The sequence below is a fragment of the Dongia sp. genome, assembly GCF_041905885.1.
In the GTDB taxonomy this organism is placed as follows: Bacteria; Pseudomonadota; Alphaproteobacteria; order Dongiales; family Dongiaceae; genus Dongia.
The window spans coordinates 93,128-119,308 of the sequence record NZ_JAYRKD010000018.1 but is presented as its reverse complement, the minus strand read 5'-3'; the positions used below and the strand labels follow the sequence as shown (position 1 = coordinate 119,308).

The 26,181-nt window shown below is 65.8% G+C and carries 28 protein-coding genes and 2 tRNA genes; 14 read left to right on the top strand and 16 right to left on the bottom strand.

Going from position 1 to position 26,181, the window contains the following annotated elements:
• The 3 genes from ACH2CY_RS18180 to ACH2CY_RS18170 all read right to left on the bottom strand — a co-directional run.
• Positions 1 to 107, bottom strand: a 107-nt coding sequence (locus ACH2CY_RS18180; RefSeq protein WP_395020734.1) for a GTP-binding protein, incomplete at its 3' end; no start/stop codon positions are given.
• 117 nt (positions 108 to 224) lie between these two features.
• Positions 225 to 298, bottom strand: a tRNA-Gly gene (locus ACH2CY_RS18175).
• A gap of 50 nt (positions 299 to 348) precedes the next feature.
• A tRNA-Tyr gene (locus ACH2CY_RS18170) sits at positions 349 to 434 on the bottom strand.
• Between the two features lie 164 nt (positions 435 to 598).
• On the opposite strand from ACH2CY_RS18170, the gene rlmB reads away from it, so the two are divergent.
• From rlmB to ACH2CY_RS18150, 4 genes are all read left to right on the top strand, one after another.
• The gene (gene rlmB, locus ACH2CY_RS18165; protein ID WP_395020731.1) at positions 599 to 1,600 is read left to right on the top strand and encodes a 23S rRNA (guanosine(2251)-2'-O)-methyltransferase RlmB; all 1,002 of its coding nucleotides are present in this window, start codon (positions 599 to 601) and stop codon (positions 1,598 to 1,600) included.
• A 152-nt stretch (positions 1,601 to 1,752) separates the two neighbouring features.
• On the top strand, positions 1,753 to 2,382 hold the full coding sequence (locus ACH2CY_RS18160) for a choice-of-anchor C family protein (RefSeq protein WP_395020730.1): 630 nt from the start codon (positions 1,753 to 1,755) through the stop codon (positions 2,380 to 2,382).
• Positions 2,383 to 2,536: 154 nt separating this feature from the next.
• Positions 2,537 to 3,589 carry a Fe(3+) ABC transporter substrate-binding protein gene (locus ACH2CY_RS18155; protein WP_395020729.1) on the top strand — a complete coding sequence of 351 codons (1,053 nt, stop codon included), beginning with the start codon at positions 2,537 to 2,539 and terminating at the stop codon, positions 3,587 to 3,589.
• A gap of 15 nt (positions 3,590 to 3,604) precedes the next feature.
• Positions 3,605 to 4,633, top strand: a complete 1,029-nt coding sequence (locus ACH2CY_RS18150) for a Fe(3+) ABC transporter substrate-binding protein (protein WP_395020728.1) — start codon at positions 3,605 to 3,607, stop codon at positions 4,631 to 4,633.
• A 73-nt stretch (positions 4,634 to 4,706) separates the two neighbouring features.
• On the opposite strand, the gene ACH2CY_RS18145 is transcribed toward ACH2CY_RS18150, so the two are convergent.
• The 3 genes from ACH2CY_RS18145 to ACH2CY_RS18135 form a co-directional block, all read right to left on the bottom strand.
• Entirely contained in the window at positions 4,707 to 5,222 is a 516-nt protein-coding gene (locus tag ACH2CY_RS18145) for a PAS domain-containing protein (protein ID WP_395020727.1), read from the bottom strand.
• The gene (locus ACH2CY_RS18140; RefSeq protein WP_395020726.1) at positions 5,219 to 7,102 is read right to left on the bottom strand and encodes an SUMF1/EgtB/PvdO family nonheme iron enzyme; all 1,884 of its coding nucleotides are present in this window, start codon (positions 7,100 to 7,102) and stop codon (positions 5,219 to 5,221) included. The genes ACH2CY_RS18145 and ACH2CY_RS18140 overlap by 4 nt, the downstream gene beginning before the upstream one ends.
• A 128-nt stretch (positions 7,103 to 7,230) precedes the next feature.
• The gene (locus tag ACH2CY_RS18135) at positions 7,231 to 7,773 is read right to left on the bottom strand and encodes a hypothetical protein (RefSeq protein ID WP_395020725.1); all 543 of its coding nucleotides are present in this window, start codon (positions 7,771 to 7,773) and stop codon (positions 7,231 to 7,233) included.
• 77 nt (positions 7,774 to 7,850) lie between these two features.
• On the opposite strand from ACH2CY_RS18135, the gene ACH2CY_RS18130 reads away from it, so the two are divergent.
• The 3 genes from ACH2CY_RS18130 to ACH2CY_RS18120 are packed head-to-tail and all read left to right on the top strand — an operon-like array spanning position 7,851 to position 10,204.
• On the top strand, positions 7,851 to 8,336 hold the full coding sequence (locus ACH2CY_RS18130; protein ID WP_395020724.1) for a DUF4189 domain-containing protein: 486 nt from the start codon (positions 7,851 to 7,853) through the stop codon (positions 8,334 to 8,336).
• Between the two features lie 45 nt (positions 8,337 to 8,381).
• A complete protein-coding gene (locus tag ACH2CY_RS18125) occupies positions 8,382 to 9,641 on the top strand; it encodes a class I SAM-dependent methyltransferase (protein WP_395020723.1) in 1,260 nt (419 codons plus the stop codon).
• Positions 9,638 to 10,204 carry a DinB family protein gene (locus tag ACH2CY_RS18120; RefSeq protein WP_395020722.1) on the top strand — a complete coding sequence of 189 codons (567 nt, stop codon included), beginning with the start codon at positions 9,638 to 9,640 and terminating at the stop codon, positions 10,202 to 10,204. Before ACH2CY_RS18125 ends, ACH2CY_RS18120 begins: the two co-directional genes overlap by 4 nt.
• 480 nt (positions 10,205 to 10,684) lie before the next feature.
• On the opposite strand, the gene ACH2CY_RS18115 is transcribed toward ACH2CY_RS18120, so the two are convergent.
• Positions 10,685 to 12,004 (bottom strand): Nramp family divalent metal transporter, encoded by a 1,320-nt coding sequence (locus ACH2CY_RS18115; RefSeq protein ID WP_395020721.1) that lies wholly within the window; start codon positions 12,002 to 12,004, stop codon positions 10,685 to 10,687.
• 173 nt (positions 12,005 to 12,177) lie between these two features.
• On the bottom strand, positions 12,178 to 13,281 hold the full coding sequence (locus ACH2CY_RS18110; RefSeq protein WP_395020720.1) for a hypothetical protein: 1,104 nt from the start codon (positions 13,279 to 13,281) through the stop codon (positions 12,178 to 12,180).
• A 91-nt stretch (positions 13,282 to 13,372) separates the two neighbouring features.
• On the opposite strand from ACH2CY_RS18110, the gene ACH2CY_RS18105 reads away from it, so the two are divergent.
• Positions 13,373 to 14,395, top strand: a complete 1,023-nt coding sequence (locus ACH2CY_RS18105) for a histone deacetylase family protein (protein WP_395020719.1) — start codon at positions 13,373 to 13,375, stop codon at positions 14,393 to 14,395.
• 54 nt (positions 14,396 to 14,449) lie between these two features.
• Here the strand turns inward: ACH2CY_RS18105 and ACH2CY_RS18100 are convergent, their stop codons facing one another.
• On the bottom strand, positions 14,450 to 14,671 hold the full coding sequence (locus ACH2CY_RS18100; protein WP_395020718.1) for a hypothetical protein: 222 nt from the start codon (positions 14,669 to 14,671) through the stop codon (positions 14,450 to 14,452).
• Positions 14,672 to 14,946: 275 nt separating this feature from the next.
• Here ACH2CY_RS18100 and ACH2CY_RS18095 point away from each other — a divergent pair, with 275 nt between their 5' ends.
• Positions 14,947 to 15,882: a DMT family transporter gene (locus ACH2CY_RS18095; RefSeq protein ID WP_395020717.1), complete on the top strand. Its 936-nt coding sequence runs from the start codon at positions 14,947 to 14,949 to the stop codon at positions 15,880 to 15,882.
• A 3-nt stretch (positions 15,883 to 15,885) separates the two neighbouring features.
• On the opposite strand, the gene ACH2CY_RS18090 is transcribed toward ACH2CY_RS18095, so the two are convergent.
• Both ACH2CY_RS18090 and ACH2CY_RS18085 read right to left on the bottom strand, forming a co-directional pair.
• Positions 15,886 to 18,150 carry an SUMF1/EgtB/PvdO family nonheme iron enzyme gene (locus ACH2CY_RS18090; RefSeq protein WP_395020716.1) on the bottom strand — a complete coding sequence of 755 codons (2,265 nt, stop codon included), beginning with the start codon at positions 18,148 to 18,150 and terminating at the stop codon, positions 15,886 to 15,888.
• Positions 18,151 to 18,243: 93 nt separating this feature from the next.
• Positions 18,244 to 19,098, bottom strand: coding sequence for a sulfite oxidase heme-binding subunit YedZ (locus ACH2CY_RS18085; RefSeq protein ID WP_395020715.1), 855 nt, complete (start codon positions 19,096 to 19,098; stop codon positions 18,244 to 18,246).
• A 247-nt stretch (positions 19,099 to 19,345) separates the two neighbouring features.
• Here ACH2CY_RS18085 and ACH2CY_RS18080 point away from each other — a divergent pair, with 247 nt between their 5' ends.
• The gene (locus ACH2CY_RS18080) at positions 19,346 to 19,792 is read left to right on the top strand and encodes a globin family protein (RefSeq protein WP_395020714.1); all 447 of its coding nucleotides are present in this window, start codon (positions 19,346 to 19,348) and stop codon (positions 19,790 to 19,792) included.
• A gap of 1 nt (position 19,793) precedes the next feature.
• Here the strand turns inward: ACH2CY_RS18080 and ACH2CY_RS18075 are convergent, their stop codons facing one another.
• Genes ACH2CY_RS18075 through ACH2CY_RS18065 form a run of 3 tightly spaced genes read right to left on the bottom strand, consistent with a single transcriptional unit; the run spans position 19,794 to position 21,071 of the window.
• The gene (locus ACH2CY_RS18075) at positions 19,794 to 20,246 is read right to left on the bottom strand and encodes a DUF3293 domain-containing protein (protein ID WP_395020713.1); all 453 of its coding nucleotides are present in this window, start codon (positions 20,244 to 20,246) and stop codon (positions 19,794 to 19,796) included.
• 14 nt (positions 20,247 to 20,260) lie between these two features.
• On the bottom strand, positions 20,261 to 20,800 hold the full coding sequence (locus tag ACH2CY_RS18070) for a cytochrome b/b6 domain-containing protein (RefSeq protein WP_395020712.1): 540 nt from the start codon (positions 20,798 to 20,800) through the stop codon (positions 20,261 to 20,263).
• A 10-nt stretch (positions 20,801 to 20,810) separates the two neighbouring features.
• The gene (locus ACH2CY_RS18065; protein ID WP_395020711.1) at positions 20,811 to 21,071 is read right to left on the bottom strand and encodes a PepSY domain-containing protein; all 261 of its coding nucleotides are present in this window, start codon (positions 21,069 to 21,071) and stop codon (positions 20,811 to 20,813) included.
• A gap of 142 nt (positions 21,072 to 21,213) precedes the next feature.
• Here ACH2CY_RS18065 and ACH2CY_RS18060 point away from each other — a divergent pair, with 142 nt between their 5' ends.
• The 3 genes from ACH2CY_RS18060 (at position 21,214) to ACH2CY_RS18050 (ending at position 23,796) form a co-directional block, all read left to right on the top strand.
• A complete protein-coding gene (locus ACH2CY_RS18060; RefSeq protein WP_395020710.1) occupies positions 21,214 to 21,873 on the top strand; it encodes a response regulator transcription factor in 660 nt (219 codons plus the stop codon).
• Complete coding sequence (locus ACH2CY_RS18055) at positions 21,870 to 23,228, top strand: sensor histidine kinase (RefSeq protein WP_395020709.1); 1,359 nt, start codon at positions 21,870 to 21,872, stop codon at positions 23,226 to 23,228. The genes ACH2CY_RS18060 and ACH2CY_RS18055 overlap by 4 nt, the downstream gene beginning before the upstream one ends.
• Positions 23,229 to 23,313: 85 nt before the next feature.
• Positions 23,314 to 23,796 (top strand): DUF1348 family protein, encoded by a 483-nt coding sequence (locus ACH2CY_RS18050; protein ID WP_395020708.1) that lies wholly within the window; start codon positions 23,314 to 23,316, stop codon positions 23,794 to 23,796.
• A 759-nt stretch (positions 23,797 to 24,555) separates the two neighbouring features.
• On the opposite strand, the gene ACH2CY_RS18045 is transcribed toward ACH2CY_RS18050, so the two are convergent.
• Positions 24,556 to 24,948 carry a hypothetical protein gene (locus ACH2CY_RS18045; protein WP_395020707.1) on the bottom strand — a complete coding sequence of 131 codons (393 nt, stop codon included), beginning with the start codon at positions 24,946 to 24,948 and terminating at the stop codon, positions 24,556 to 24,558.
• A 294-nt stretch (positions 24,949 to 25,242) separates the two neighbouring features.
• Between ACH2CY_RS18045 and ACH2CY_RS18040 the strand changes: the two genes are divergently transcribed.
• Positions 25,243 to 25,644, top strand: a complete 402-nt coding sequence (locus tag ACH2CY_RS18040; protein ID WP_395020706.1) for a GFA family protein — start codon at positions 25,243 to 25,245, stop codon at positions 25,642 to 25,644.
• Between the two features lie 7 nt (positions 25,645 to 25,651).
• Here the strand turns inward: ACH2CY_RS18040 and ACH2CY_RS18035 are convergent, their stop codons facing one another.
• Positions 25,652 to 26,179 carry a PAS domain-containing protein gene (locus tag ACH2CY_RS18035; protein ID WP_395020705.1) on the bottom strand — a complete coding sequence of 176 codons (528 nt, stop codon included), beginning with the start codon at positions 26,177 to 26,179 and terminating at the stop codon, positions 25,652 to 25,654.
• Between the last annotated feature and the right edge of the window lie 2 nt (positions 26,180 to 26,181).

Genomic DNA, 26,181 nt, shown 5'->3' with positions numbered 1-26,181 from the left:
AGCACCTTCGTGATCGCCGCCGTCAGCGACGTCTTGCCGTGGTCAACGTGACCGATCGTGCCAACATTGCAATGCGGCTTGTTCCGCTCAAACTTAGCTTTCGCCATCTTCTCTCGACCTTATGTGCCGGAACCGGCTCTTGTTTCGACCGTTTGACCGAAGCCCCTCCGATAGAGGCCCGATCGGTTTCTGTTTGCGCCGCCGCCCCGAGCATTTCGGGGCTTTGGAGCGGGTGACGGGAATCGAACCCGCGTAGCCAGCTTGGAAGGCTGGAGCTCTACCATTGAGCTACACCCGCCCGGCTCGAGTCGGCACCCTGCCCTGCCTCCGCATGCGGAGAGTCGGGCTTGGTGGAAGGGGTAGGATTCGAACCTACGTAGGCCGAAGCCAACGGGTTTACAGCCCGTCCCCTTTAGCCACTCGGGCACCCTTCCGAAAGCGCCGACTCCGCCCCGCGACGGAGACGCGGACTATGAGCATTTACCGGGTGCTGTCAACTTGAAAACACACGAAAAACTCCCACCCGCGCCGATTTAAATTTCCGGCCCGGAGGGAGTTGATGTAAAGCTTTTAGCCACCCCCATCCTAGGACCCCAACATGCCCCCGCGCAAGCCTTTCCGACCCGACAAAAACCGCGACCGGGGTCGCAGCCCGCACGGGGCTCGGGACCCAGAATCGGGCCATCCCGGCAAGAATCGGGACAACCGGTCGCAGGAGAAGAAGAGGGCTCCGGGAACTTGGGCGGGCCAAGATCGGCCGCGCGCGGACGAACGGGCGTCACCGCCCAGATATAGTTCAGAATCAGGCTCTTCCAAGCCCCAGCGCGATCCGCACGCGAGCCGCGACGAAGCTCAGGCCGGATACAAGGCCAGCGGTGGAAGTTATTGGATTTACGGCAATCATGCCGTCGCCGCTGCGATCGACAACCCGCAGCGCCGGATCCGCCGCCTGCTCCAGGCCCATCCCGATGCCGAGAAGGCCGCGCGCGGCGCCGGCGATCGCCCGCTGCCCCGCTGGGAGACCGTGGACCGCGCGATCCTGGACCGCGTGGCCGGGCGGGAATCGGTGCACCAGGGCATCGCCGCCCAGGTCGATCCGCTGCCGGAGACCGACGTGGAGGATATCGCCGCCCTGGCCGCCGCTCGGCCTGAGGCGAAGATCGTGATCCTGGACCAGGTGACCGATCCTCATAATGTCGGTGCGATCCTCCGCTCCGCCGCCGCTTTCGGCGCCCTCGCTGTGGTGCTGACCGAGCGCAATGCCGCCCCGGAAAGCGGCGTCCTCGCCAAAGCCGCCTCGGGCGCGCTCGAGGTCGTGCCCCTGGTCCGGGTCACCAACCTCGCCCGGGCCATCGAGCAGCTGAAGGCTGCCGGATTCTGGTGTGCCGGCCTCGCCGCCGAGGGCGAGCGCAGCCTGGCCGAGGCGCGTCTCTCGGGACGCGTCGCCCTCTGCCTCGGCGCGGAAGGTGCCGGCCTGCGGCGCCTGACCCGCAGCCATTGCGATCTGCTGGTACGGCTGCCGACCAGCGGGCCGATTGGCCACCTCAACGTGTCCAACGCGGCCGCAATCGGGCTCTACGAACTCAGCCGAGCCGGTTAAATCGGAATCGTAGTTAACGATTGATGATCGCTACCCGTTGGTGTGTGGAATGCACATTTCCGAGGGGCTTGAAGGTTACCTGAAGATTGACTTCAGCTAAAATGCTCAGCAAATTAGCGCCAACACCAATTCACTCTGTCAGGGGTACGCGTATGAAGATTTTGGGCCTGATCGCCGGTGCGGCGATGCTGCTGGGCGCGCAAGCTGCGCAGGCTGTTACCATCGTCAATGGCAGCTTCGAGACCCCGATCGTCGGCGGCACCTTTGACACCTATGAAGCCGGCAACACCAGCCTGACCGGCTGGACCATCGGCGGCGCCGGTGTCAATCACATCGGCAGCTATTGGGTGTCGCAGGACGGCAACCAGAGCCTCGATCTGAACGACGATGATATCGGCAGCATCTCCCAGGACATTTCCGGCCTGACGGTGGGTCTGGAATACAAGGTTTCGTTCTACGGCGCCGCCAACCCGAATGCCGGGCCGGCCTCGAAGCAGCTGCAAGTCTCGGCGGCGGGCGTCAACAACTTCTACAGCTTCCCCAACGGGACGAATACCAACAGCAGCATGGGTTGGGCGCTGCAGACCTTCCTCTTCGTCGCGACCAACACCACCGAGACGCTCACTTTCCTGGGCCTGACCGGCGGCCCGGCCGGCGTCGCGCTCGACAACATCACCATCGCCGCGACCCCGATCCCGGGCGCGCTGCTCCTGTTCGGATCGGCGCTGGGCGGCATGGGCTTCCTCGGCTATCGCCGCAAGAAGCTGCAAGCCGCGGCCTGATTGCTGCGATAACACGGTTCGAGAGAGGCCCCGGAAACGGGGCCTTTTTTCTTTTGAGCGCTCCGCAGACTGTTACCAATTGTCCTCTTGTCGAACCGGAACGCGCTCCTTAGGTTTCGGGTCAGCTTGAGAATAATTCGCAACTGAGCGCTGCATGCACAAAGTACTGACGCGGCGACGCCTGATCGCTGCCGCCCCCGTTCTCGCGACCGGTCTCATCACTGGATTCCCGCGGATCCGCCGCGCCCATGCCGATGCCGGCGTGGTCAATATCTATTCGGCGCGGCACTACCCCTCCGACCAGACGCTGTTCGACATGTTCACCCAGGAGACCGGAATCGCGGTCAACGCGATCCAGGGCGTCGCCGAAGAGCTGATGCAGCGCCAGCAGATGGAGGGCGATTCCTCCCCGGCCGACGTGCTGATCACCGTCGATGCCGGCAATCTCTGGCGCGCCGAGCAATGGAACCTGCTGCAGCCGATCCATTCCGCGATTCTCGACAAGGAAGTGCCGGCCAATCTGCGGCACCCGGTGAATCTCTGGTTCTCCTTCTCGACCCGTGCCCGCGTCATCCTGCGCGACAAGAGCAAGGTGCAGGCGGAGGACATCCCGACCTACGAGGAACTCGCCGATCCGAAATGGCAGGGCAAGATCCTCATCACCACCTCGAACAGCATCTACAACCAGTCTCTGCTGGCCTCGATCATCGAGGCCGATGGGTCCGAGAAGGCGGAGGCCTGGGCCAAGGGCCTGGTCGCCAATCTCGCCCGCAGGCCCGAAGGCGCCGACACCGAGCAGGCTTTGGCGCTGGCGGCCGGCGTCGGCGCGCTCGCGGTCAGCAACTCCTATTATTTCGGCCGGCTGCTCGGCCGTGACGACGAGACCCGCAAGAAGCTCGAGCATGTCGGCATCGTCTTCCCGAACCAGCAGGACCGCGGCACGCATATCAACGTCTCCGGCGGCGGCGTCGCGGCCTACGCGCCCAACAAGGAGAATGCGGTCAAGTTCCTGGAGTTCTTGATCAGCCCGGAAGCGCAGAAGGTCTTCGCCGACGCCAACTACGAGTTTCCGGTTCGCGCCGGCGTCGCACCGATCGACATCGTTGCAGCCTGGGGCAATTTCAAACCCGATCCGGTGAATGTCTCCGCCCTCGGCAAGAACAACGCCGAGGCGGTGAGGATCATGGACCGCGCCGGCTGGCGCTAGCTTTGGAGAGATAGCATGATGAAGCGCCGCAACTTCCTCGCCGGCAGCGCTGCCGGTCTCGGCCTGATGGCGGCACGCCGGGCCACTGCCGCGGAGACGGTCAACGTCTATTCCGCGCGGCATTATCCGTCCGACCAGATCCTGTTCGACATGTTCACCAAGGAAACCGGTATCGCGGTCCAGGTGATCAACGGCAATGCCGAAGAACTGATGCAACGGCAGAAGCAGGAGGCCGAGAACTCGCCGGCCGACGTGCTGATCACCGTCGATGCCGGCAATCTCTGGCGCGCCCAGGAGATGGGCCTGTTACAAGGCGTCAAATCGGCCGTCCTGGAAAAGGAGATCCCGGAGAACCTGCGCGACCCGCAGGGCCGCTGGTTCGCCCTCTCCAAGCGGGCGCGCGTGATCATCTACAGTCCGGACAAGGTGAAGGTCGAAGAGCTCTCGACCTACCAGGACCTCGCCAATCCGAAGTGGAAGGGTCGCCTGCTGGTGCGCTCCTCCAACAACATCTACAACCAGTCGCTGGTCGCAGCGATGATCGAGACCGAAGGCGTCGAGAAGACCGAAGCCTGGGCCAAGGGCCTGGTGGCGAATTTCGCCCGCAAACCGGAAGGCGGCGACATCGACCAGATCATGGCGCTGACCGCGGGCCTGGGCGATCTCGCGATCAGCAACTCCTATTACTTCGCGCGGATGCTCAACAGCGACAAGCCGGAGGTGAAGGCGAAGGTCGAGAAGCTGAAGATCTTCTTCCCCAACCAGGCAGAGCGCGGCACGCATATCAATATCTCCGGTGCCGGCGTCGCGGCCTATGCGCCGAACCGGGCGAATGCGGTGAAGTTCCTGGAGTTCCTGATCAGTCCGGAGGCACAGAAGGTCTTCGCCGACGCCAACAACGAGTTCCCGCTGCGCGCCGACGTGCCGCCGGCCCCCGTGGTCGCGGCGTGGGGCGAGTTCAAGGCCGACCCGGTCAGCGTCACCGCGCTCGGCAAGAACAATGCCGAGGCGGTGAAGCTCATGGACCGGGTGGGGTGGCGATAGTCCCCGCCTACGCCTACGCCTACGCCTACGCCTACGCCTACGCCTACGCCTACGCCTACGCCTACGCCTACGCCTACGCCTTCGCCTGCCTGAAGAACTTCTGCAGCGCCAGGGCGTGGTCCTCGTGCGCCTCGCAGGTGATCAGCCGATCGATCACCTTGCCGTCGATGGAGAGCGGCAGGATGATCCGCGCATACGAGGTCGCCAGGTAATCCACCGTCAGCTCGATCAGGTGCAGGATCGGCGCCCGGCGTTCGATCGCCTCGGCATAGTGGCGATGGATCAGCGCGCCGAACTCCGGCGGCTCGAGCTCGCGGGCGAGCTTGCCGGTCAGGTCCCGGCCATGCATCGCAAACAGCCCGGTACCCGCGACCCGGTAGCGAAACTCCAATGAATCGTAGGAGACTTCGACCATCATCACCCGGGGCAGCGCGCGGGTGAACTCCAGGGGATCGATGTCGGCGCGCGACGGAAATTCGCGGTCGCCTTTCTTGGCGCGCCAGTAAGCGAGGATCCGATCGATTTCTGGGTACCGCTTACAGTCAATATCGAGCTCGACCGCACGAACGGTGCTCGGCTTCGGCGTCACAATTCCCGCACCAACCTTATGCTGTTGGTGACGCCGCGCACGTCTTCCTTCATGCCGCCGCGGGTTGCCGCGCGCAGGAACTTCGGGCCGCGGCCATAGGATGCGCCGCGGATTGCGCGTTTCTCGCAGGCACCGAGATTGGGCACGCCCATGCTGTCATTGGTGGAATAGGAGCCGGTCAGGCAGTCCTGGGTCAGCTCCCAGGAATTGCCCAGCATGTCGTAGAGGCCGAAGGCATTCGGCTTGAATTTGCCGACCGGCGCCGTGAAGGCGTAGCCGTCACTGCAGTCGGGATTGAACCCCGGATCCTTGGGATACTTCTTGTTCCACATCTGGTCGGCGCCGTTGGCGTAGCTGCATAGATCCTTGTCGCCCTCGCCCCAATAGCGTGCGGTCTTGGTTCCGGCGCGCGCGGCGTATTCCCATTCGGCTTCGCTGGGCAGGCGATAGGTCTGTCCCGTCACCTTCGAGAGCCAGGCGGCATAGGCCCGCGCATCGCCATAGTTCAGGCAGAGCGCGGGGTCGGATTTGGTTTGCGAGAAGCCGGGATCGGAGAAGGTACGCCCCTCCTTCGGCAGCCATTCCTGCGCCTCGTCCCGGTAATACCAGCAGGTGGCGCCGGGATCGCGGCCGGTCGCGTCCATGAAGCGCTTGTACTGCTCCACAGTCACCTCGAACTTGCTCATCGCGAAGGCGCGCGGAATCGTCTCGTTGTGCTGCGGACCTTCGCTGGAATCGCGCCCCGCCTCGCTGTCGGGCGAGCCCATCATGAAGCTGCCGCCTGGGATCATCACCATCTCCGGGCAGTCCGCACAGTCACGGAAAACCTGGCCGGGCTTCATGTTGGCGGGCGGCGGCGTAACCGCGACGCTCTTCGAGCCGCCGGCCGGCTGGGTCAGCGCCGCTGTCTGCGTCGGCTGGGATTGGGTGGCGGGTTGCGCGGCCTGTGCGCTTGCCGCGGCCGCGCCCTCCTTCAGCGCCTTCACCCGGTTGTTGGCGAGATCGACGAAGGCGCCTTTCGGGAACTTCTTCAGATAGGCCTCGAAGTCCGCGGGATCGCTGCTGTTCTGGATTGACTGCCAGAAGGCCTGCTCGACCGCGGCGCTCGAGCCCGCCGCGCTGAAGTCCTTGGAGAAATAGAAGGGCGCGGTTAGCGAGGAGGAGTCCCAGGGCACCTGCTGGCTGTCGGTCTCGGCAATCACCTTGGCGCGGACGTTGCGGAACATCTCCTCGATCGAGGCGCCCGGCTTCTGCACCTCGGCGGCAAGCGCGGTGGCAAAAGGCGAGTTGGCGCCTTGCCCGTCCACCGCGACCGAGCCCGGCGCGGTCGAGTAGGCGACGAAGCTGCCGATCGGCGCGTCGATCTTCACCAGACCGGTCTCGGCGCTGCGGAAGCTGCGGGTCAGCGGGTTGTTGCGGCAGGCATCCAGGATCACGATCTGGACTTTGGCGCCGGAGAAGGTCAGCTGCTTCAGGACCGCCTCGGCATTCAGCGCCTCGAGATCGACGTCGCCTTCGCGCTTGATTTTGGCGCCCACCGGGATGAGGTAGTTCTGCCCATCGACCTGCAGGCCGTGACCGGCATAATAGAACAGGCCGGTGGCGCTCGACCCTGCCTTGGCCAGGGCCTCGCCGAAATCGTTTAGCGCCTGCTTCATCGCGCGCTGATCGCCGTCGGTCACCAGGTTCAAGGTGAAGCCGACTTTCTTCAGCGCCTCGCCGACCAGCTTGCCGTCGGCGACCGGATTCCTGAGCGGCCCGATATCGCCCTTATAACTGCCGTTGGCGATGATGAGCGCGATCCGCGGTTCGGCCGAAGCCAGGCCCGGTATGACGCAAAGCAGCACCCCGACAAGACCCGCAACCCATGCGATCCGCATGAACCTCCCCCTGGGCCGAGACCCCCGTCTCTCAATCTGCTGGGAATCATCGCCGGTCCGGCATGGGAAATCAATCGGATCGCGGCAGCGCCACCCACACGGGGCTGTGCAGTAACCTTAGGCCGCGTTCAGCGGCGCACCACCCGAATCCAGATCCAGTCGTGCTGCGGGTCGCGCGGCCCGTCGCGGGCCTGCAGATTGGTGAGGCGGAGCGCGACGTCGCCGATCTCCAGCGCCGCATCCTTGTCCCGTCCCAGATAGACGCGGTGGAGCGCAGTCGGCGCGGCGGCCGCGTCCGGCAGCGGCGCGGCCTTGAGACGGACCACGTTGGGCCCGAGATATCCCAGCTCCTGCAGGAAGCCGCCGGCCTCCCGCTGCGCCGGCTCCGGCAGGATCCAGCGCAGGAAGCTCGCGGTGATGTCGCGGGCGAAGGGGCCGTCCTTCGCATGCTCGATGAAGGCGCGGTCGAGGCAGAGTTTCGCATCGGCGATGCAGCCGCTGCGGTCGGTCTCCAGGTTGACCGTCACCAACTCCCGGAACTTCGCGCCGTCCGGCCGGAAGCCATGCCAGGTCGCCCCGTCGGCCAGCGCGCGCGGTGCCTCATATCGCACCAGGTGGAACCAGCGGAAGAACTCGTGATCGACGGCCTTGGTCAGCGCCCGTCCCAGCATGGCTTTGCCTCCCCGCGGCGAGGATAGTGCAAAGCCGAAGCGGCTGCTATGATCGGCGCGAGCCGATGGAGGGTTCGATGCCGGGCGTCCGCGTCTCCATCCCGATCCTGGTCGCCGGCCTGGGTCTGATCGCGGCCTCAGGCCTGGCACATGCCGACTGCGTCTCCGCCTGCCAGGCTGCCACCTACTGCGATTCGGAAATGAACGCGTCCGGCGAATGCGGCCGGCTGCTCAACGACTGCTACCTCAACGAATGCAACAAGACGCTCTACGGCGCCATCGCCTATGGGACGCAGAGCGGCGCCGTCGGTTGGTCGTATGACTTCAACGATGCACCGTCGGCGGAGAATGAAGCGCTGAAGAATTGCAGCGCCAACGGCAACGACTGTCAGGTCGTCGTGGATTTCTGGAACACCTGCGCGGCGGTCGCGGCCGGCGGCGGCGTGGTTCGGTATGGCCTCGGCGACAACCAAGGACAGGCAGAAGGCGGAGCCCTCGCCGCCTGCCAGCAGGATGGCGGCACGCAATGCACAGTGCAGGCCTGGAGCTGCACCGGGCCCTAGATTGCTCCGCTTGTCCGGGCCCGGCGCCAATCTATAATTCCCAGCATGGACTCCGCGCGTTACGTCACCGATGTCCCCTATGCGCGACGCTTCGTGCGCGAGCTCAGCCCGGCCTGGCTGGACTTCACGGCGCTGATCTGTGGCTTCCAGCCGCCGTCACGCGAGGGTGGTTTTGCCTGGTGCGAGCTCGGCTGCGGGCATGGTGTTACGCCGGCGCTGCTCGCCGCGGCGCATCCGGAAAGCCGGTTCCACGGCATCGACCTGATGCCGCAGCATATCGACTTTGCCGAGAAGCTCTGCCGCGAGGCCGATATCGCCAATGCGCAGTTCCATGCGCTCGACTTCGCTGCCGCGGCGAAGCTCGACCTGCCGCGTTTCGACATGATCGTCGCCCACGGCGTCTATACCTGGATCGATGCCGCGGCGCAGGCCGACCTGATCGGTTTCGTGGATCGGCATCTGAAGCCGGGAGGCCTGCTCTACCTGAGCTACGACTGCCTGCCCGGCTGGGCCGGCGACATGCCGCTGCAGCATCTGCTGCAGACCCTCACGGCGCAAGGCAGCGGCGACAGCGTCGCGCGGCTGGACAGCGCCGACCGGATCATCACGGCGCTGCAGGGGCTCGGTGCCGAGGTGCTGCGGCTGGGCGCCATGGGTCACGAATGGGAAGAGCTCCGCCGCAGGCTGCCGGCGGGCTATTTCGTCCACCAGTTCCTGCCGCCGGCCTGGAAGCCGATCTATGTCACCGAGTTGCGGAGCGCGGTCGCCGGCATCGGCCTCGCGCCGATCGGCTCGGCGACGATCCGCGAGAATGTGGATGCCTTCACCCTGGAGCGGCCGGCGCGCGAGTTGGTGGCCGCCGCGGTGGATCCGGATCTCCGCGAGCTGCTGCGCGACTATCTGCTGATGAAGCGCTTCCGCCGCGACGTATTCGGCCGCGATGTCGCGCCGCTGGATGAAGCAGCGGCACGCGCGCAGATCTGCGGCACGACCTTCATGCTGGCCCATCCGCAGGATACGAGCATTCCCTTCAACCATCCGGCCGCCCAGGCAATCCTGGCTTTGCTCGAGAAGGGGCCGGCGGCGGCGATCGCACTCGCGGCGCAGGGACATGCCGGCGATACCCTGGTCTCGCAGATCATCGCCCTGGCTTCGGCCGGGCGAATCTGGCCGGTCGCCGCCGCGGCCGATCCGGGCGGGATCGCGCGCATCAATGCCGTGCTGCGCCGCCGGGCCGGCACGGCGGACGAGATCGGCTTCACCCTGCTGCCTGCCGGCATGGCGATCGAACGGGAGGAAAGATGAGCGGTGCCGCCACCTATTTCCGCGCCATGGCCTGCAACAATGCCTGGGCCAATCATCGCCTGCTCGGCGCCTGCGCCAGGCTCAGCGATGCCGAGTTCCAGGCCGAGCGGGTCAGCTTCTTTCCGAGCCTGATGGAGACGCTCAACCACAATCTCACGGTCGATTGGCTCTACGTCGATGCGCTGGAAGGCGGCACGCTGGGCCCGAAGGCTTTCGAGAACGAGGTCCCCTGCCCGACCATGGCCGGGCTGCTGCCGGCGCAAGCGGAAGTCGATCGCCGGCTGGTGGCTTTCTGCGATCGACTGACCGACGCGGCGCTCGCCGCCGAGACCCGCATCCATCGGCAGAGCCGCATCCAGTCCGACCGCACCGACAAGGTGCTGCTGCATCTCTTCGAGCACCAGATCCACCACCGCGGCCAGGCCCATGCCATGCTGGCCGGCACCAAGGTCCCACCGCCGCAGCTGGACGAGTTCTTCATGAGTGACGAGGCGCCGCTGCGCGCCGAGGAGTTCAAGGCGCTGGGCTGGACCGAGGCCGGCGTGTGGAAGGGTCTCGTCTGACGGACCGGCGGAGCCGGTTCCAACCCGGACGGGCCAAAACCCGGACGGAACCCAGCACCGACGCTTCCAACGCAGACGGGTTCGATCGCCTGAACTACGGCCGGTCACGCCAACCCCTTGCCGTAAAACGCAAAGCAGCAGAATGCGGCCGGCGGGGAAACGCAATTCGGTCTGCGTCCGGTCTGCGTTGGGGATCTGTCTGTGTCCGGCTGAATGTGCAATCCGTCCGGGTCAGGTCTGGGTTGGCCGTCCGGTTGAAACACGCAATCTGTCCGGGTCAGGTCCGGGTTGCACGAAAGTACCGCCGCGCCTGCGGCGCTGCGTTGACCTGAAGCTTTACGATTTCAAACAGCACCCCCGCGAGCGCACAGCACAATTCCGCCTGCTCGATAATTCGGCGGACAGGTCGCATGTGAAGAATTAAGCATACCACGATCGGCGCCGCGTTGACAGCGCAGGCGTCGTTTCAGTCCGCTTGCGTCAACCGGCGAAGAGGCCCCAGAGCAGCCAGGAATTCGCCGCGGCGATCACCGCGAAGATCGACCAGGCCAGCGTCTTCATCAGCGGGCCGCTGGCGAAGACGCCCATGAGCGCGCGGTTGCCGGTGAAGCGGATCAGCGGCCAGAGCGCGAAGGGCAGCTGCACCGTCAGCACCACCTGGCTCAGCACCAGCAGCTTGCCGACCGAGCCCTCGCCGAGCCAGAGCACGCCGATCAGCGCCGGCCCCAGCGCCAGGCCGCGGGTGATCAGGCGGCGCTGGTAGCAGGGGATCTTCAGGTCGAGGAAGCCCTCGAGGATCACCTGCCCCGCCACGGTGCCGGTGAAGGTCGAGCTCTGGCCGGAGACCAGCAGCGCCAGGCCGAACAGGATCGCGGCCAAAGCGGTGCCGGTGATCGGCTCCAGCAGGCGATAGGCTTCGTCGATCTCGGTGACTTCCGTCTGCCCCGTGGCGTGGAAGGCCGTAGCCGCCACGATCAGGATCGCGGCGTTGACCAGCATGGCCAAGAGCAGCGCCACGACGATGTCGATCGTGGCGAAGCGGATCGCTTCGCGCTTCGATTGCTCATCCGGCCGCGTCACCCGGGTCTGCACGATCGAGCTGTGGAGGTAGAGATTGTGCGGCATCACCGTCGCGCCGATGATGCCGATCGCGAGATAGAAGGCCTCCGGATCCTGGGTGAGCGAGAGCTTCGGCACCAGGCCGCGCGCCACGTCGGCGAAAGCCGGCTGCAGCATCAGGATCTCGATCGCAAAGCAGAGGAAGATCGTGCCGACCAGCCCGAGCACGATCGCCTCTAGCTGCCGGAAGCCGCGGCCCTTCAGGCTGAGCACGATGAAGGTGTCGAAGCCGGTCAGCACCACGCCGAGCCAGAGCGGCAGGCCGAACAGCAGGTTGAGCGCCAAGGCCGAGCCCAGCACCTCGGCGACGTCGCAGGCGATGATCGCAAGCTCGGCAAAGATCCAGAGGATGAAGGCAACGGGGCGCGGGTAATGGTCGCGGCAGAGCCGCGCCAGGTCCTTCCCAGCCACCAGGCCGAGCCGCGCGCAGAGCGTCTGCAGCAGGATACCCGCGAGGCTCGCCAGGCCGACCACGAACAGCAGATCGGTGCCGAATCCCGAACCCGCGGCGATGTCGGTCGCCCAGTTGCCGGGGTCCATATAGCCGACCGAAATCAGCAGCCCGGGGCCGAGGTAGCGCAGCAGCTTCTGGAAACCGGAGAGCCCGGCCGGCACGGCGACCGTGCCCTGTACCTCCGATGGACAGAAGGGCGCGGTTGCGAACTTGGGGAGCTGGAACATCTGGTCGTGCGTCTCTTGTTCGAGTCACGTCGAACATAGATGCAAAGACGGCGAAAGTCTTCGACCCCTCACCCCGCCCTCTCCCGCACCGTCGGCGTAGGCCGACATTCGTCGGCGGGGGAGAGGGGGTTCTTATTCGCTGCTCCGCGAGAGGGTTCTCGAAGGTTGGCGGACTAAGCCCCCGCCATCCGCGCATGCACCGGGCGCAGGCGTTGCAGCTCGGGCGGGAGGCTGGTGAGCAGCCAGTGAGCGATCGCCTTCTGCTTTTTGAAGTACCAGATGCCGAGGCCGATCACCGCGAGGCCGGTCATCGAGAGGAACAGCGGGAACAGCAGCGAGTCCTCGAACACCTCATAGGCGAGATAGCCGAGATAGAAGGAGACCCCGAGCGCGCCGAACACCGCGTAGATGCGCCGGCCGAGGAACACCGCCAGCACCACCATGCCGATGTTGATCAGGAAATAGACCAGCTTCAGGAACTCGCTGTCGCTGTTCTGCGAGGTCAAGCCGCCCCAGAAGCAGATCACACCGGCCAAGTGGACCCAGAAGGCGAAGTCGCCCGCCTGCCAGCGCTTGAGGTCGAGCGCCCAGGCCACCAGGATCACCGCCAGGCCGAAATACATCGAGACCTTCTCGCGCAGCTCCCAGCTGAAGTCGGTGCTGCCCTGCAGCCCCAGGGCGATCCACGGCACCAGGTCCATGGAGAGGAACCAGAGCGCGCCCGCCATGATCGCGGCGATGAAGGGGAACGGATAGAAGCGGAGCGCGATGGCGCCGGCGACGATGGTCGCGATGTCCATATAGACCCAGCTGGCGTTCAGCCAGGAGAAGAAGTCGTCATAGCCCATGGGATCCTGCATCGGGATCGGCCAGAGATCGAACTGGGCCTGGATGCCATAGACCGCCATCGGCACCATGTTGACCGCGCAGGTGATCAGCAAGCCGGCGGGCGTCCGCAAGCCGGGGCGGCCCCAGAGATAACGGCCGAGCGCGATGAAGCCGGTGCCATAGGCCAAGGCGGTGAAGGTCAAGGCACTCGGACCCATCGCCGCGAAGGCTACCGTGGTGAACAGGCCGAGCGCGCCGATCACGATGAGGGCGCCAGCATACCAGAGCACATGGACGAAATCGAACTTCGACGGTGCCACGGCCGGACCTGTGACCGGCGTCACGGCGGCCGGCGCGGTGCGCGACTCCAGGAAGGCGATCAGGCGCGTCGCCTGTTCCGCCGTAATGATGCGCGCCTGTACCGCGGCTTCCAGTTCCGTCCTGAACACAATGGATCTCCCCGAGCTTCAGGTCGATGTTGTCCACCCAACCCCCGATCTGGTTCAATCGATATCAGCGTTGAAAACTGTGAGTTGGATCATGAAGTGCATCTTTGGCGAGGCCCAGAACGCCCACGCCCCGGTCCGCTACATGCGTTACGGCCGGATCGGCGAGATTCCGGAAACGCCGGAACGGGTGACCCGGCTGCTGGACGGCGTCAGCCGTGCCGGCCTGGAAATCGCGGCGCCACGGGCCTTTCCGCTGCAGCACCTCGCCGCGGTCCATTCCCAGCGCTATCTCGACTTCCTCGAGCATGGCCATGCGCAATGGATGAAGGTGCCGGAAGCCTATCCGGAGATGATGCCGAGCATACGGCCGCTGGAGCGCCCTGCGGGCTACCCCGACAACATTCTCGGCCGGGCCGGCTGGCATATCATGGATTTCTCCTCGGCGATCACCGCCGAGACCTGGGAGTCGGTCCGGACCTCCGCCTTCTCCGCGCTGACCGCCGCCGAGCTGGTGCTGAACGGCGAGCACGCTGCCTACGCGCTCTGCCGCCCGCCGGGACACCACGCCTATCCGGAGCGCGCCGGCGGCTTCTGCTATCTCAACAACGCGGCGATCGTCGCGCAGCATCTGCGGCAGAAGCATGCGCGGGTCGCGATCCTCGACATCGACGTCCACCACGGCAACGGCACGCAGGAGATCTTCTACGCGCGCCCCGACGTGCTGACCGTCTCGATCCACGGCGATCCCGCCCACTACTATCCGTTCTTCTACGGCTACGGCGAGCAGCGCGGCAGCGGTGACGGCGAGGGCTTCAACCTCAACCTGCCGGTGCTGGTGAAGAGCAAGGACGACGTCTGGCAGCAGGCCCTGGGCACGGCGTTGCAGCGGGTCGCGGATTTCGCGCCGGGTGCGCTGGTGCTGGCACTCGGCCTCGACGCGCATGAGGCCGATCCGCTGGCCGGCGGTGCGGTCACCACCGAAGGCTTCACCCAGATGGCGAGGATGATCGCCGGTCTGAAGCTGCCGACGGTGATCACCCAGGAGGGCGGGTATCTGACGCCGCAGCTCGGCGGCAACCTCGCCGCCTTTCTCAGCGGGTTTCAGCAGCGCTGAAAACAAAAGCGCGCCCGTAGGGGCGCGCTTTCAAACTCTTCGATGTCGTCCGGATCAGACGACGATGTTCAGGCGGCGCTCGCCGGCATCGCTGGAGCTCGAGGAGCCCTGGCCCTGATTGACCGTCTCGGTCTTCTTCAAGTCGACCTCTTCGGCCTGGCGGTCGTTCTCGCGCTGGGTCTGCGCGGCCGACGACGAAGCCGAGGCTTGCTGCTGTCCGGCAATCCGGGCGCCTTCAAAGGCCGCCGCGACGCCGGTCACTCCCGAGATGTTCATCATCAATCTCCTGACCTCAATTGGGTCCTGCCCAGAATCTGAGCATTCCGAACGGAACCCGCAAGTTCTTTCGTCTGCGAGTTTAATAGAATTTTAGGTAATTTTCTGCCCCGTCCGGCTCCCAGGCGCCGCAGTGCCTGTGGATAACCTATTGGAACAGCGCGGTTTTCGCCCATGCGCCCGGGACGCAGCCCGGTTGCGGGAGCGGCGTTTGTCCGCCCGCGCCCTGCGTCATAAGGTGCCGCCACCTCACCTTTATATGCAGCCCGAGTCCCATGCCCGAAGGCGCCAGCCCCGAGAGAAGCGGCCGATCGGCCGCCCCCACCGGCGCCGTGCTGACCGGGATCGCCTGTGCGATCGCCTCCTTCGCGGTCTTCGCGCTGCATGACGCGGCGATCAAATGGGTGGTGATGGCGGATTATTCGCCCTGGCAGGTGCTGTTCAGCCGCAGCCTGGTCATCCTGGCGATCTGCCTCGCCATCGGGCGGAAGCGCGTGGTGATCCAGACCCTGCGCTCACCGATCCGCAACGCCCTGCTCGCCCGCTCCATCGGCCTGCTGCTGGCCTGGCTCTGCTTCTACACCGCGGCGGGCAAGCTGCAGCTGGCCGAGCTGATGACGATCTATTTCGCTTCGCCGTTGCTGGTGGCCGTGCTCGCTGTGCCGCTGCTGCGCGAGACCGTCACCCGCCTGCGCTGGATCAGCATCCTGATCGGCTTCGGCGGCGTGCTGATCGCCTGCCGCCCCGGCGATCTCAGCCATGCCGGCGCGATCGGCCTGGCACTCCTCGCCGCCGTGCTCTGGGCCGGATCGATGATCCTGATCCGGCAGATCGCGACCAAGGAGCCGACCCTGGTGCAGATGCTGACCTCCTGCTTCTCCTTCGTGCTGATGACCGGCGCCGTCATGCCGTTCAAATGGGTGACGCCGGGTTTCATGGACCTCACCTTTATGATCGGCATCGGCGTGCTCGGTTCGCTGGCGCAATACCTGCTGATCGAAGGCATCCGCCGCGCGCCCGCCTCGGTGGTCTCGCCGCTGGAATTCACCGCGCTGGTCTGGTCCTTCGTGCTCGGCTACTGGATCTGGAGCGACATGCCTGGCCTCAACGTCTTCGCCGGCGCCGTGCTCATCCTGGTGAGCGGCGCCTTCATCGTGCTCGAGGAATGGCGCAGGGCGCGGGCCATGCCGGCCGAAGCGCCGGCCGAGTAGCGATCAGAGATCCCGCGCGACGCGGAAGCCGTAAACAGTGACGCGCACCGAAGGCCCCGCATAGATGCGCGCGGCCGAGCGCGAGAGATAGGGATTGGCGCCCCAGCTGCCGCCGCGCAGGGCGCGCTGCTGGCAGCCGGCGACATCGACCGCGCTGCCATCCGCCGGCGCCGAGGCATAGCCGTCGAAGTAGCAGTCGGCGACCCATTCCGCGACGTTGCCGATCATGTCGTAAAGGCCGAAGGCATTGGGCTGATAGCGGCCGACCGAAGTCGTATAGCTGGCGCCGTCGTTACAGTTGACGCCAGTATAGCCGGCCTGCCACCAGGGCGCTCTCATCGCGGTGGCGTCGGCGATGTTGGCGAAGGCGCAGGCCTGGTTGGCATCGATGCCCCAGGGAAAGAAGCCGGTGGAGCCGGCCCGTGTCGCATATTCGAACTCAGCCTCGGTGAGCAGGCGGTAGCGCCTGCCGGTCTTCTTCGAGAGCCAGGCGGCATAGGCCTGGGCCGCATTCCAATCGACGCAGGCCACCGGGTCGCGCGCGCCGGGCGCATAGCCCGAGAAGCCGGGATTCTTCCAGCTGAGGGTGGGCACGACATTGACCGAATCGACATAGCAGCCGCTGCCGGCATCGTAACCGGACTGCTGCAGGAAGTTGCCGAAGTCGCCGATCGTGGCCTCGAACTTGGCGACGGCGAAGGCCTTGATCGCGACCTGGCGCTGCGGGCTCTCGTTGGTGTAGTTGCCGGTCTCGCCGGTGGCCGCGCCCATGACGAAGACTCCGGCCGGCACCACCACCATCTCCGGGCAATCGCCGCAGTCGCGGAGCACCTGGCCTGCCTTCACCGCAGGGCCGGCAGCGGCGGCCGGCGCCGGCGCTGGGGACGGTGTCGTCGCCGGGGCCGGGGCCGGGGCTGGAGACGGTTGCTGCAGCGAAGCCAGGAGCGCCTCGGCCTTCGGCTTGAAATAGCCGTCGGGATGCTTCGCAAGGAAGGCTTTCGTCGCCTCCACGCCGGGCGTGGCCTTGAGGTCGCGCCATTCCGCGATCTCATTCGCGTCCGCCTGGGCCAGCAGGGTCATGTTGACGAAACCGGCGCCGGTCTCGGATTCGACGCGGTACCAGTCCTTGCCCTTGACCTGCCCGGTCACCAGCACCGGATCGTCGGCCTTCAACCGCGCCACGATCTTGGCATCGGTGCTCGGCGCGGCGCGGATATTGGCCCCCTGCACCGCCACATAGGTCGCGTCGAGCTCGGCGATCTCCAGGTCGGGTTCGGCCCGTGTCTCGGGCGTGCGCGTCTTCTCCGCCGCGGCGGACTGTTGCAGCTCCTCCAGCTTGGCCGCGGCAAGGTCGGCGAACTCGCCGTTCGGGAAGCGCTTCAGGTAGCGCTCGAACATCGCCGGATTGCTGCTGTTGGCGATCGAGTTCCAATAGGCGAGCTCCACCGCCTTACTGTCGCCGCTCGGCGCGGGTGCGGGTGCGACCGGCGCTTCGGCCGCGGCAGTCTCGGTGGGCGGGATGAAATAGAACGGCGCGGTGAGCGAGGAGGAATCCCAGGGCACCTGCTTCTGCTGGGTCGCGGCCATCACGCTACTGCGCACGTCGCGGAAGATCTCCTCCAGCGCGGCGCCCGGCTTCTGGATGGCATCGACCAGCGCCCGCGTGTAGGGGCTGTTCCGGCTGGCGCCATCCGCCGCCACGTCGCCCGGGGCCGTCGAATAGGCGATGAAGCTGCCGCGCGGCTTGCGCCGCGGCTCGGCCAGGCCGCTCACCTGCGAGCGGAAGCTGCGCGACAGCGGGTTGTTGCGGCAGGCATCGAGGATCACGATGTTGACCGCGTTGCCGGCGAAATCCATCTGCTTCAGCACCAGGTTGCTGGCGACCGCCTCGACTTCGACATCACGCTCATCCTTGATCGCGGCATTGACGGGGATGAGGTAGTTCTCGCCATCGACCTGCAACCCGTGGCCGGCGTAGTAGAACAGCCCGGTCGCCTCGGATCCCGCTTGCGACAGGCTCTTGCCGAAATCGACGACGGCGCGCTGCATCTGCTTCTGGTCGGCGTCGATCCGCTCGATCACGGTGAAGCCGAGCTTGCGCAAGGTCTCCGCCATCAGCCGTGCGTCGTTGGCGGGATTGGCGAGGTCGCCGATCTCGCCGCCATAGCGCGAATTGCCGATCACCAGCGCGACCCGCGGGCCAGCCGTCTCGGCCGCCGCCGGCACAGCGGAGAGCGCGCCGCCAAGCAGCAGCGCGAACCCGATCAACCTGGATAGACCCCCATGCATGCAATGACGCCCATTCCCGACCGGCGTTGCATATCGAATTAAGTCTGAGCCTCGGGACGGCGCTTGGCAAGCTCAGGCGGAGGCCAATGCAGCTTCGCGTGTGCGTTGCCACTGCCGCCAGGCGGCAACGATGACGATCGTGGTGGTGATGCCGAGCACGACCCAGGCCGGGCGGATGCCGGCATGGAAGGTGAGATTGGGCTCGAGGACGCGCAGGAAAGGCGCGTTGGACTTGAAGTGATAATAGGCCGCCTCGCAGAGCGCGGTCGCCAAGGTCGCGGTGACCCCGAGTCCGGCCAGGGTCGTGAGCGCGCCGGCGCGCTCGGCGGAGCTCAGCCAATAAATGAGGCGATAGGCCATCATCCAGAGAAACAGGCCGGCGACCACCAGCGGCTCGCTGACATTCTGCTTCGACTGCATGAAGTAATGGATGCAGGCCAGCACGCCCGCGGCGTAGATCCAGCGGTGCAGCCGCGCCCAGGCCTTGCCGCCGAGGCGCTTCACCATGCCGTCGGTCGAGGTCAGGGCCAGGGCGCCGAGGATCAGCAAGGCGGCGAAGCCGATCGTGAGGTAGATGCGGAGCGCGATCTCGCCGACCACCTTGTAGAGGTCGAACATGTTGTCGGCGGTGTAGAAGACGATGTGCAGCACCGCGTAGGCGAAGGCGGCGACGCCGATCATGCGCCGCACCGTGATAAAGCGCGCCCAGCGGAAGGACTGGCGGAACGGGGTCACCGCGAGGCTGATCATCAGCAGGCGGATGGTCCAGAGGCCGGTCGCGTAGATGATCTCTGTGATCGGGCGCACCGGAAAATAGCCGGCGAAATACTGGGCCGCGGTCACGACCCCCGGGCTGCAGACCGCCAGCAGGATGGCGGCCCGGAACCAGGAGAAGCTGCCGTTGCGCTCGCGCCAGGGCGCCCGCATGATTCGCGATCCTTGGGAAGGTGAACCCGGCCCTGAAGATAAGCGCCTCCAGCCGGCGAGCCAATCACCCTGGCGTGACCGGAATCCATGCCTTCCGGGCATGACCGGCGGTGACGGCCCCCACAGCCGGGCGTGCCGGCGCCCGGCCTTGTGACTGGGGTCACAGCAGGGGCCGGATCGCTCCGCTAGGGTCGAACCTTGATCCGGGCCACTGCGCCTAAGGCTCGCACCACACGGAAAGACTGAAATGACCCCGCGCCAGATTGAGATCGTGAAGCTGAGCTTTGCGAAGATCATGCCCTTCAAGGACCAAGCCGCCGAGCTGTTCTATTGCCGGCTGTTCGAGCTCGACCCTTCGCTGCGCCTGATGTTCCGGTCGGACCTGACCGAGCAGAAGCAGAAGCTGATGGTCGCCCTCGCTTTGGTCGTGACCAACCTCGAGAAGATGGACAGCCTGCTGCCGTCGGTCCGCGAGCTTGGCCGGCGCCACAAGAGCTACGGCGTGCGCAACCGGCATTACGACGTGGTCGGCGCGGCCTTGCTCTGGACCCTGGAGATCGGGCTCGGCACCAGCTGGACCAACGAGCTGGGGGAAGCCTGGAAGAATGCCTATGGCCGGGTCGCCCAGGCGATGATCGAAGGCGCCGAGAGCCCGGAGCCGGAGCGCCGTCCGGCACGCCAGGCCGCCGAGTAAGTCAGGCTCCGTCCGGATAGGCGAGCTCCGGCACCCCACCCTTCTGCACGAAGACGATCGCGTTCTGCTCGAAGCGGCGCGCGATCTCCAATCCCGTTTCCAGCGGAATGCCGAAGACCACGCATTCCAGCTCGGCCTTCCAATGCCCTTTGGGATCGCGGCCTTCGCCCAACGCATAGGTATGGCCGCGTTCGTCCAGCAAAGCGGTGAGCGCTGCGTGGCGCGCGCGGTTCTCGGTCTCGCTGAGGACGATGCTGCGGGGGTTGTAGGCGGTCACCACCACCGCGGTCGCCGCGCCACGCCGGTCGAGCTCGCGATCTAAGGCCGCGTTCGGCAGGCCGATGTTGAGAGTGATCTCCGTTCGCGGCGCCACGAAGAGGACGTAGTCGGTGGCGCGGTAGGCATCGATCAGGGCCGGGTCGAGCACGGCGGTCTCCGGTGTGAAGACCGCCATGCTAACACGTCTCTTTAGTGGATGTCGGCACCGCCCGGCAGGCGCTTGCGGCCGGTGAACATGGCGCGCACCAGGTTCTCGCGATGGCGGAGACTGGCCACCAGGACGCCGAGCACATGCAGCCCGACCAGGCCGAGCATCACGCTGGCCAGGACCTCGTGCACCTCCTCGACCCAATCGACGCCGAACCAGGTATCTGTGGTCTGCATCCATCCGGTCGCGGCGACCGCGGCCATCGTCGCCAGCAAGGCGAGGATCATCAGGCCGCCGGCGGGATTGTGGCCGAGATAGCGCGCCTCCCGGCCGGTGGCGATATCCCGGAGATAGGCGACGACGGTGCCGGGGGAACGGATGAACTGCCGGAACCGGGCGTAGCGCGTGCCCATGATGCCCCAGACCAGGCGGAGCCCTATGAGCGCGCCGGCGGCGTAGCCGGCCCATTCATGCAGCACCCGCACGTCCTCCGCGGTGAGCCAGGCGACGGCGAAGCTCGCCACCAGGCTCCAATGGAACACCCGAACGAAGGGGTCCCAGATCTTCACCGTCGTCGCCATGACCGGTTCCTCAGTCCTGCTTCATCACGGCGAAGGACTTCGGATCGAAGTAGGTCTCCATCCGCTGGCCCGCGGCATCCTTGCCGTAGACCTCGTAGCAGCCTTCATCGATCTTGATGGCCTTGATCGTCCAGCCTTCGGACACGAGCTTCTGCTGCAGCGCCTCCTTCGGCTGCCATTCGGCCTGGGGCACGTTGCAGATGTCCTCGGCGGCGGCGGTGCCGATGCCGGCGACGCTGGCGATCAGAAGGGAAAGGGCGAAACGCTTCATGTTGGAAACCTCATCAGGTTGGGGTTGACGAGCGACAACATGAGGGCGCCTGCTGAAGACGACCTGAAGCGGAAAAAGATTCTTCTTCAGCCTGGCTTAAGGTGCTTTCGGCAGATTGCCGGGACGAAACTGGATCCTGATCTTGCGCATTCTCCTGATTGAAGACGAACCGAGCCTGGGCCAAGCGGTGCGCGAACATGTCGCGGCCACCGGGCATGCGGTCGATCACGTGCTGCGGCTGGATGACGCACGGGCGGCTTTGCGCGGCGTCGATTATGGCCTCATCCTGCTCGACCTCCATCTGCCCGACGGGCTCGGCCTCGACCTCCTGAAGAGCCTGCGCAATGCCGGCGACCGGCGGCCGGTGATCATCATGACCGCGCGGGACCAGATTCGCGACCGCATCGAGGGCCTGAACGCCGGCGCCGACGATTACCTGGTGAAGCCGTTCGACCTCGACGAGCTGGCGGCGCGGGTCGCCGCCGTGGCGCGCAGGGCCAGCGGCAATCCGGGACCGATCATCCGCCTCGGCCAGATCGAGATCGACCAGAGCGGCCGCGAGCTCCGGCGCGACGGCCGCCGGATCGACATCACCGGGCGCGAATGGGCGGTGCTGGACCAGCTGCTCAGCCGCCGCAACCGCATCGTCACCAAGGAGCAGATCGAGGAAGCGCTCTATCCGTTCGGCGCCGAGATCGAGAGCAACACGATCGAGGTGCATGTCAGCCGGCTCCGCAAGAAGCTCGGCAAGACCTTCATCGAAACCGTGCGCGGCGTCGGCTATCGGCTGGGCGAGACATGAAGCCGCCGGTCACCGCCCGCCCCTGGAGCCTGTCGCGGCGGCTGATCGTCTCGCTCACCGTCAGTCTCGGCCTGCTCTGGCTGGTCGCCGCGGCATTGGCGAGCTGGGCCGCGGTGCACGAGACCAACGAGATCTTCGACAGCGCGCTGCAGGAAACCGCACAGCGCCTGCTGGCGCTGGCGGTGGACGACATCGACGACCTGGCCGATCGGGCCGAGGACGACGGCTTCGAGGCGGAGGACACGATCCCGCTGCCCGGCCATGACGAATACCTGGTCTACCAGTTCCGCGACCGCAACGGGCGCGTGCTGCTGCGCTCGCACGACGCGCCGCATGATCCGTTCGCGGCGCCGCTGCGCCACGGCTTCACCGATCTCGCCGGCCAGCGCGTCTATACCGAGCCTGCGCCGGACGGCAAGCTGGTGATCCAGGTCGCCGAGAAGCAGGCGCATCGCTACCGCGCCATGCTGCGCGGACTGATCTCGCTGATCCTGCCGCTGCTCCTGCTGCCGCCGCTGGCCGGGCTGATCATCTGGCGCACCGTCGCCCGCGGCATCCGGCCGTTGCGGGCGCTGCGCGAGGAAATCGCGAGCCGGGGCGGCTCCAATCTCGAGCCGCTGCCGGAGGCCGGCCTGCCGAACGAGCTCACGCCGATCGTGCGCGACGTCAACCGGTTGATCGAGCGGCTGGGCTCGACCCTGGAGGCCGAGCGCGCCTTCGCGGCCAACAGTGCGCATGAGATGCGCACGCCGGTCGCGGCGGCGCTGGCGCAGGTGCAGCGGCTCGGCGCGGAGCTCGCCGGCAGCCCGCAGCAGGCGCGCATCCACGCCATCGAGGATGCATTGCGGCGGCTCGCCAGCCGGGTCGCCAAGCTGCTGCAGCTCTCGCGCGCCGACAGCGGTGTCGCCGTCACCAGCGAGAGCGCCGACCTGCTGCCGATCATGGGCCTGGTGATCGACGAGTTCGCGCGCATTCCCGGATATGCCGGGCGCATCGACTTCGATCCCGGCGCGAGCGACCGGCTGGCGGCGCGGATCGACATCGATGCCTTCGCCATCGTGTTCCGCAATCTGCTGGAGAACGCGCTGCTGCACGGCGACCGCGCCCGCCCGGTCACGGTGTCGATCGGCAGCGATCGCGGCATCCATATCGCCAACGGCGGGCCGGTGGTGGCGCCGGACGTGCTGCGCCGGCTGACCCAGCGCTTCGTGCGCGGCAATACCGCGGCGGAGGGATCGGGTCTCGGCCTCGCCATCGCCGAGAAAATCCTCGACCAGGCCGGCGGGCGGCTGGAACTGCGCTCGCCGGCAACCGGCCGCGCGGACGGGTTCGAGGCGGTCATTCGACTGCCGTGATGACGCGATCAATTCCATTGATTTGACGCGGCGGTGGCGACGGGCGTAAGCGAGGACCCCTGCTTTCTGCACCCAGGAGCCCATCATGGCCGACCCCGCCCCGACCCAGCGTCCGCCGCTGCCGCCCTTCACCGCCGAGACCGCCGCGCAGAAGGCGCGGATGGCCGAAGACGCCTGGAACAGCCAGGATCCGGTCAAGGTCTCGCTCGCCTATACCGAGGACAGCCAGTGGCGCAACCGGGCGGAGTTCTTCTCCGGCCGCGCCAAGATCATAGAGTTCCTGACCCGCAAATGGGCGCGCGAACTCGACTATCGGCTGATCAAGGAGCCCTGGGCCTTCCATGACAACCGGATCGCGGTGCGTTTCCAGTACGAGTATCACGACGACAGCGGCAACTGGTTCCGCGCCTATGGCAACGAGAACTGGGAGTTCGACGAGAACGGGCTGATGCGGCGGCGCCAGGCCAGCATCAACGACGTGCCGATCCAGCAGAGCGAGCGCAAGTTCACCTGGCCGCAGGGCCCGCGGCCGAAGGACTTCCCGGGACTGACGGCACTGGGCTTCTAGGAGCTATCTTAGTCCCTCAGTGGTTGCTTGCACTGCCCAGCAAGACCCCCGCGATCTTGTCATCGTACTTCTTGGCGGCCGCGCGGCCCTCCGCGCCGGGGTCGCCGAGCACCAGCATTTGATACAGCCCCCCTCTAGGACGACGAAGGAATATGAACATTGCGGACGGGTCATCGTCACAGTAGACACGGAGGCGGCCGACAATACCGGGAGCAAGTTCAGTAGGCCATTCGGCCTGTGATCGAGTTGGGCACCCCATTTCGGCCGCCTCTCCTGCATGTAAGCCTTCGCAGTGTAGAGCGGCACATCGTTCAAGACGAGGAAACCCAGCTTGGCATTGGGCAACTTCCAGAGGACGTCGTAGCCGTCAAGCTGATGCGTGCTGTCCGCCTCCAGCGACTCCGCATAGCCCGCAAGATGCGCCTCATCGAGAAAGATTTGCCCCATCAACAACGACTCGACGGCCGGCGACTCTGTCGTCTTAAGAGTTTGAAGAATCTTCTCCGACAAGGATTCGTCCGAGAGACCATCGACGTCCGCTGGGGCGGCCGCAGGCGGCATGGCTTCCGAACCTTCGAAGGGGTTGCTTGTGGATAGCGCCCCTTGGTCTGTAGGCTCCGGAGTTATCTGGGCGCCAAAGTAGCGTGTCGCACAATCCTGCAGCGCATCCAAAGCGCGCCGATCCGGACAAGCTGAATGTTGCGGCTCCGCCTTTCCTGGCTAGAAACTCGATCTTGTTTCCTCGACGCAGAGACTGCATCAAGTCCTGGCTGACCGGAAAACCGACGGTGTTCCAAACCCCTCGGCCCTCACCGTGACTTCGGCTCCCCCGTCGATCGCATAGGTGATGCTGTAGGCCGCGCCAACTTTGAACGGCTTGTCGTCACCCAGGCTGGATAAGGTCAAAGACCATACCCGCGACGGATGCTCCACCATAACCCCGAACAGCAACATGTCGTGCCCGTTGCCTTGGTCAATCGAACAGATGACGTGATCGTTGGAATCGTCGGTAATCGCGTCCAGCGTCCATCCAGCGATCTTCTGCTCGTCAACGATTGTGGGCTCCGCCGAAGAATTGAGTTTCCAAACGGCGCAAAGCAGAGTGAGAATGCATGCTCCCACAGCGCTGCGAAATAGCCGATCCCTCTTCATAAGAAAACTTTCAAACCCTGGCAGCGCGAGCGCGGTACGCGACGCGTTCCGCAATGCTTGGCACCCGAACACCGCAGCGCTGGATCAGCATTCGGTTCAAGGGCCGCAGCCGATCGATTGGCCGGCGCGTCGGCAAATGGCTTGGCCTATTTGGTTTCGACGACCCGTTACCGCTCGGCGCAATCCGTCAATGCGTCGAGATCTTTTCGTTGCATCCCACGCGCGAATAATACACGATGCCGTCAACGGAACAAACCATAAACATGGTCACCAACTTCGCGAAGGAGTGAGGAAATGACCGCCCGCCGCGCCCAATGCTCCTGCGGCCAGCTCGCGGCGATCTGCCAAGGCGAACCGGTGCGGATTTCGGTCTGCCATTGCCTGGACTGCAAGCGGCGTACGGGGAGCGCCTTCAGCAACAACGCGCGCTTCCCGGAAGATCGCGTGTCGTTCGAGGGACGATCGAAGGAATTCACACGCGTGACCGATGCCGGAAATCACGTCACGTATTTCTTCTGCCCGGAATGCGGCACCACGGTGCATTACAGCATCGACGTGCAGCCCGGCCTGGTCGCGATCCCGGTCGGCGCCTTTGCCGATCTCGAATTCCCGGCGCCGTTTCTCTCCTTCTATCACGAGAGCCGGCGCTATCCCTGGGTGGAGATCCGCGCCGAGCCGCTTGAGAAGAGCGACTGAGATCGGGTCACTTCGAGCCGGTGAAGCGGACGACGGCCTCCGGGTCGAAGAAGACCAGGATCATGTTGACCGCAATGCCGTCGTTCGACAGCGGCAGGAACATGCTTTCCGCTCCCCGATAGCCGCGCCGGCGCTCGAGAAACGGGACCGGGTCCAGGACCGGCGCGCGGGTTTCGACGACGCGGTCGTAGCATTCCGTCGCGTCCTCGGCATTCTCTCCGAAGAAGGCCTCGCCGACGGATTTTCCCGTCGGGTCGTAGCCGCGCACTTCCGCCTCCTTGGTGCCGACCAGGCGATAGACATAGCGGCGCGGGTCCGCAACGACATCGACCAGTGTTATTCCCGGCAGCAGATGCGGCGGAATTTCCGTCGGATCGAGATCGGCGCGGCGCGGCATGGTGCGGCCACCCCGCTTCGACAGCCAATAGGTATAGATCCGCCGCAGGTTGGCGCCGTAGCTTTCCAGCGATCGGAGATCCGGGATGGTGACCAACATGATATGCAGGGTGACCCACCCCGCAGCGCCGAGCAACACCC

Bases quoted from the DNA above. Each gene is read 5' to 3' on its own strand.
- ACH2CY_RS18135 (WP_395020725.1), bottom strand. From the start codon at position 7,773: ATGCTGGGACGGGCGCTGACCAAGGCCGTCGATCACGAGTTCTTCCGC.
- ACH2CY_RS18150 (WP_395020728.1), top strand. From the start codon at position 3,605: ATGATGAAGCGCCGCAACTTCCTCGCCGGCAGCGCTGCCGGTCTCGGC.
- ACH2CY_RS18120 (WP_395020722.1), top strand. From the start codon at position 9,638: ATGAGCGGTGCCGCCACCTATTTCCGCGCCATGGCCTGCAACAATGCC.
- ACH2CY_RS18080 (WP_395020714.1), top strand. From the start codon at position 19,346: ATGACCCCGCGCCAGATTGAGATCGTGAAGCTGAGCTTTGCGAAGATC.
- ACH2CY_RS18105 (WP_395020719.1), top strand. From the start codon at position 13,373: ATGAAGTGCATCTTTGGCGAGGCCCAGAACGCCCACGCCCCGGTCCGC.
- ACH2CY_RS18070 (WP_395020712.1), bottom strand. From the start codon at position 20,800: ATGGCGACGACGGTGAAGATCTGGGACCCCTTCGTTCGGGTGTTCCAT.
- ACH2CY_RS18140 (WP_395020726.1), bottom strand. From the start codon at position 7,102: ATGCGGATCGCATGGGTTGCGGGTCTTGTCGGGGTGCTGCTTTGCGTC.
- ACH2CY_RS18065 (WP_395020711.1), bottom strand. From the start codon at position 21,071: ATGAAGCGTTTCGCCCTTTCCCTTCTGATCGCCAGCGTCGCCGGCATC.
- ACH2CY_RS18160 (WP_395020730.1), top strand. From the start codon at position 1,753: ATGAAGATTTTGGGCCTGATCGCCGGTGCGGCGATGCTGCTGGGCGCG.
- ACH2CY_RS18050 (WP_395020708.1), top strand. From the start codon at position 23,314: ATGGCCGACCCCGCCCCGACCCAGCGTCCGCCGCTGCCGCCCTTCACC.
- rlmB (WP_395020731.1), top strand. From the start codon at position 599: ATGCCCCCGCGCAAGCCTTTCCGACCCGACAAAAACCGCGACCGGGGT.
- ACH2CY_RS18130 (WP_395020724.1), top strand. From the start codon at position 7,851: ATGCCGGGCGTCCGCGTCTCCATCCCGATCCTGGTCGCCGGCCTGGGT.
- ACH2CY_RS18045 (WP_395020707.1), bottom strand. From the start codon at position 24,948: ATGAAGAGGGATCGGCTATTTCGCAGCGCTGTGGGAGCATGCATTCTC.
- ACH2CY_RS18125 (WP_395020723.1), top strand. From the start codon at position 8,382: ATGGACTCCGCGCGTTACGTCACCGATGTCCCCTATGCGCGACGCTTC.
- ACH2CY_RS18055 (WP_395020709.1), top strand. From the start codon at position 21,870: ATGAAGCCGCCGGTCACCGCCCGCCCCTGGAGCCTGTCGCGGCGGCTG.
- ACH2CY_RS18095 (WP_395020717.1), top strand. From the start codon at position 14,947: ATGCCCGAAGGCGCCAGCCCCGAGAGAAGCGGCCGATCGGCCGCCCCC.
- ACH2CY_RS18075 (WP_395020713.1), bottom strand. From the start codon at position 20,246: ATGGCGGTCTTCACACCGGAGACCGCCGTGCTCGACCCGGCCCTGATC.
- ACH2CY_RS18040 (WP_395020706.1), top strand. From the start codon at position 25,243: ATGACCGCCCGCCGCGCCCAATGCTCCTGCGGCCAGCTCGCGGCGATC.
- ACH2CY_RS18115 (WP_395020721.1), bottom strand. From the start codon at position 12,004: ATGTTCCAGCTCCCCAAGTTCGCAACCGCGCCCTTCTGTCCATCGGAG.
- ACH2CY_RS18085 (WP_395020715.1), bottom strand. From the start codon at position 19,098: ATGCGGGCGCCCTGGCGCGAGCGCAACGGCAGCTTCTCCTGGTTCCGG.
- ACH2CY_RS18100 (WP_395020718.1), bottom strand. From the start codon at position 14,671: ATGAACATCTCGGGAGTGACCGGCGTCGCGGCGGCCTTTGAAGGCGCC.
- ACH2CY_RS18155 (WP_395020729.1), top strand. From the start codon at position 2,537: ATGCACAAAGTACTGACGCGGCGACGCCTGATCGCTGCCGCCCCCGTT.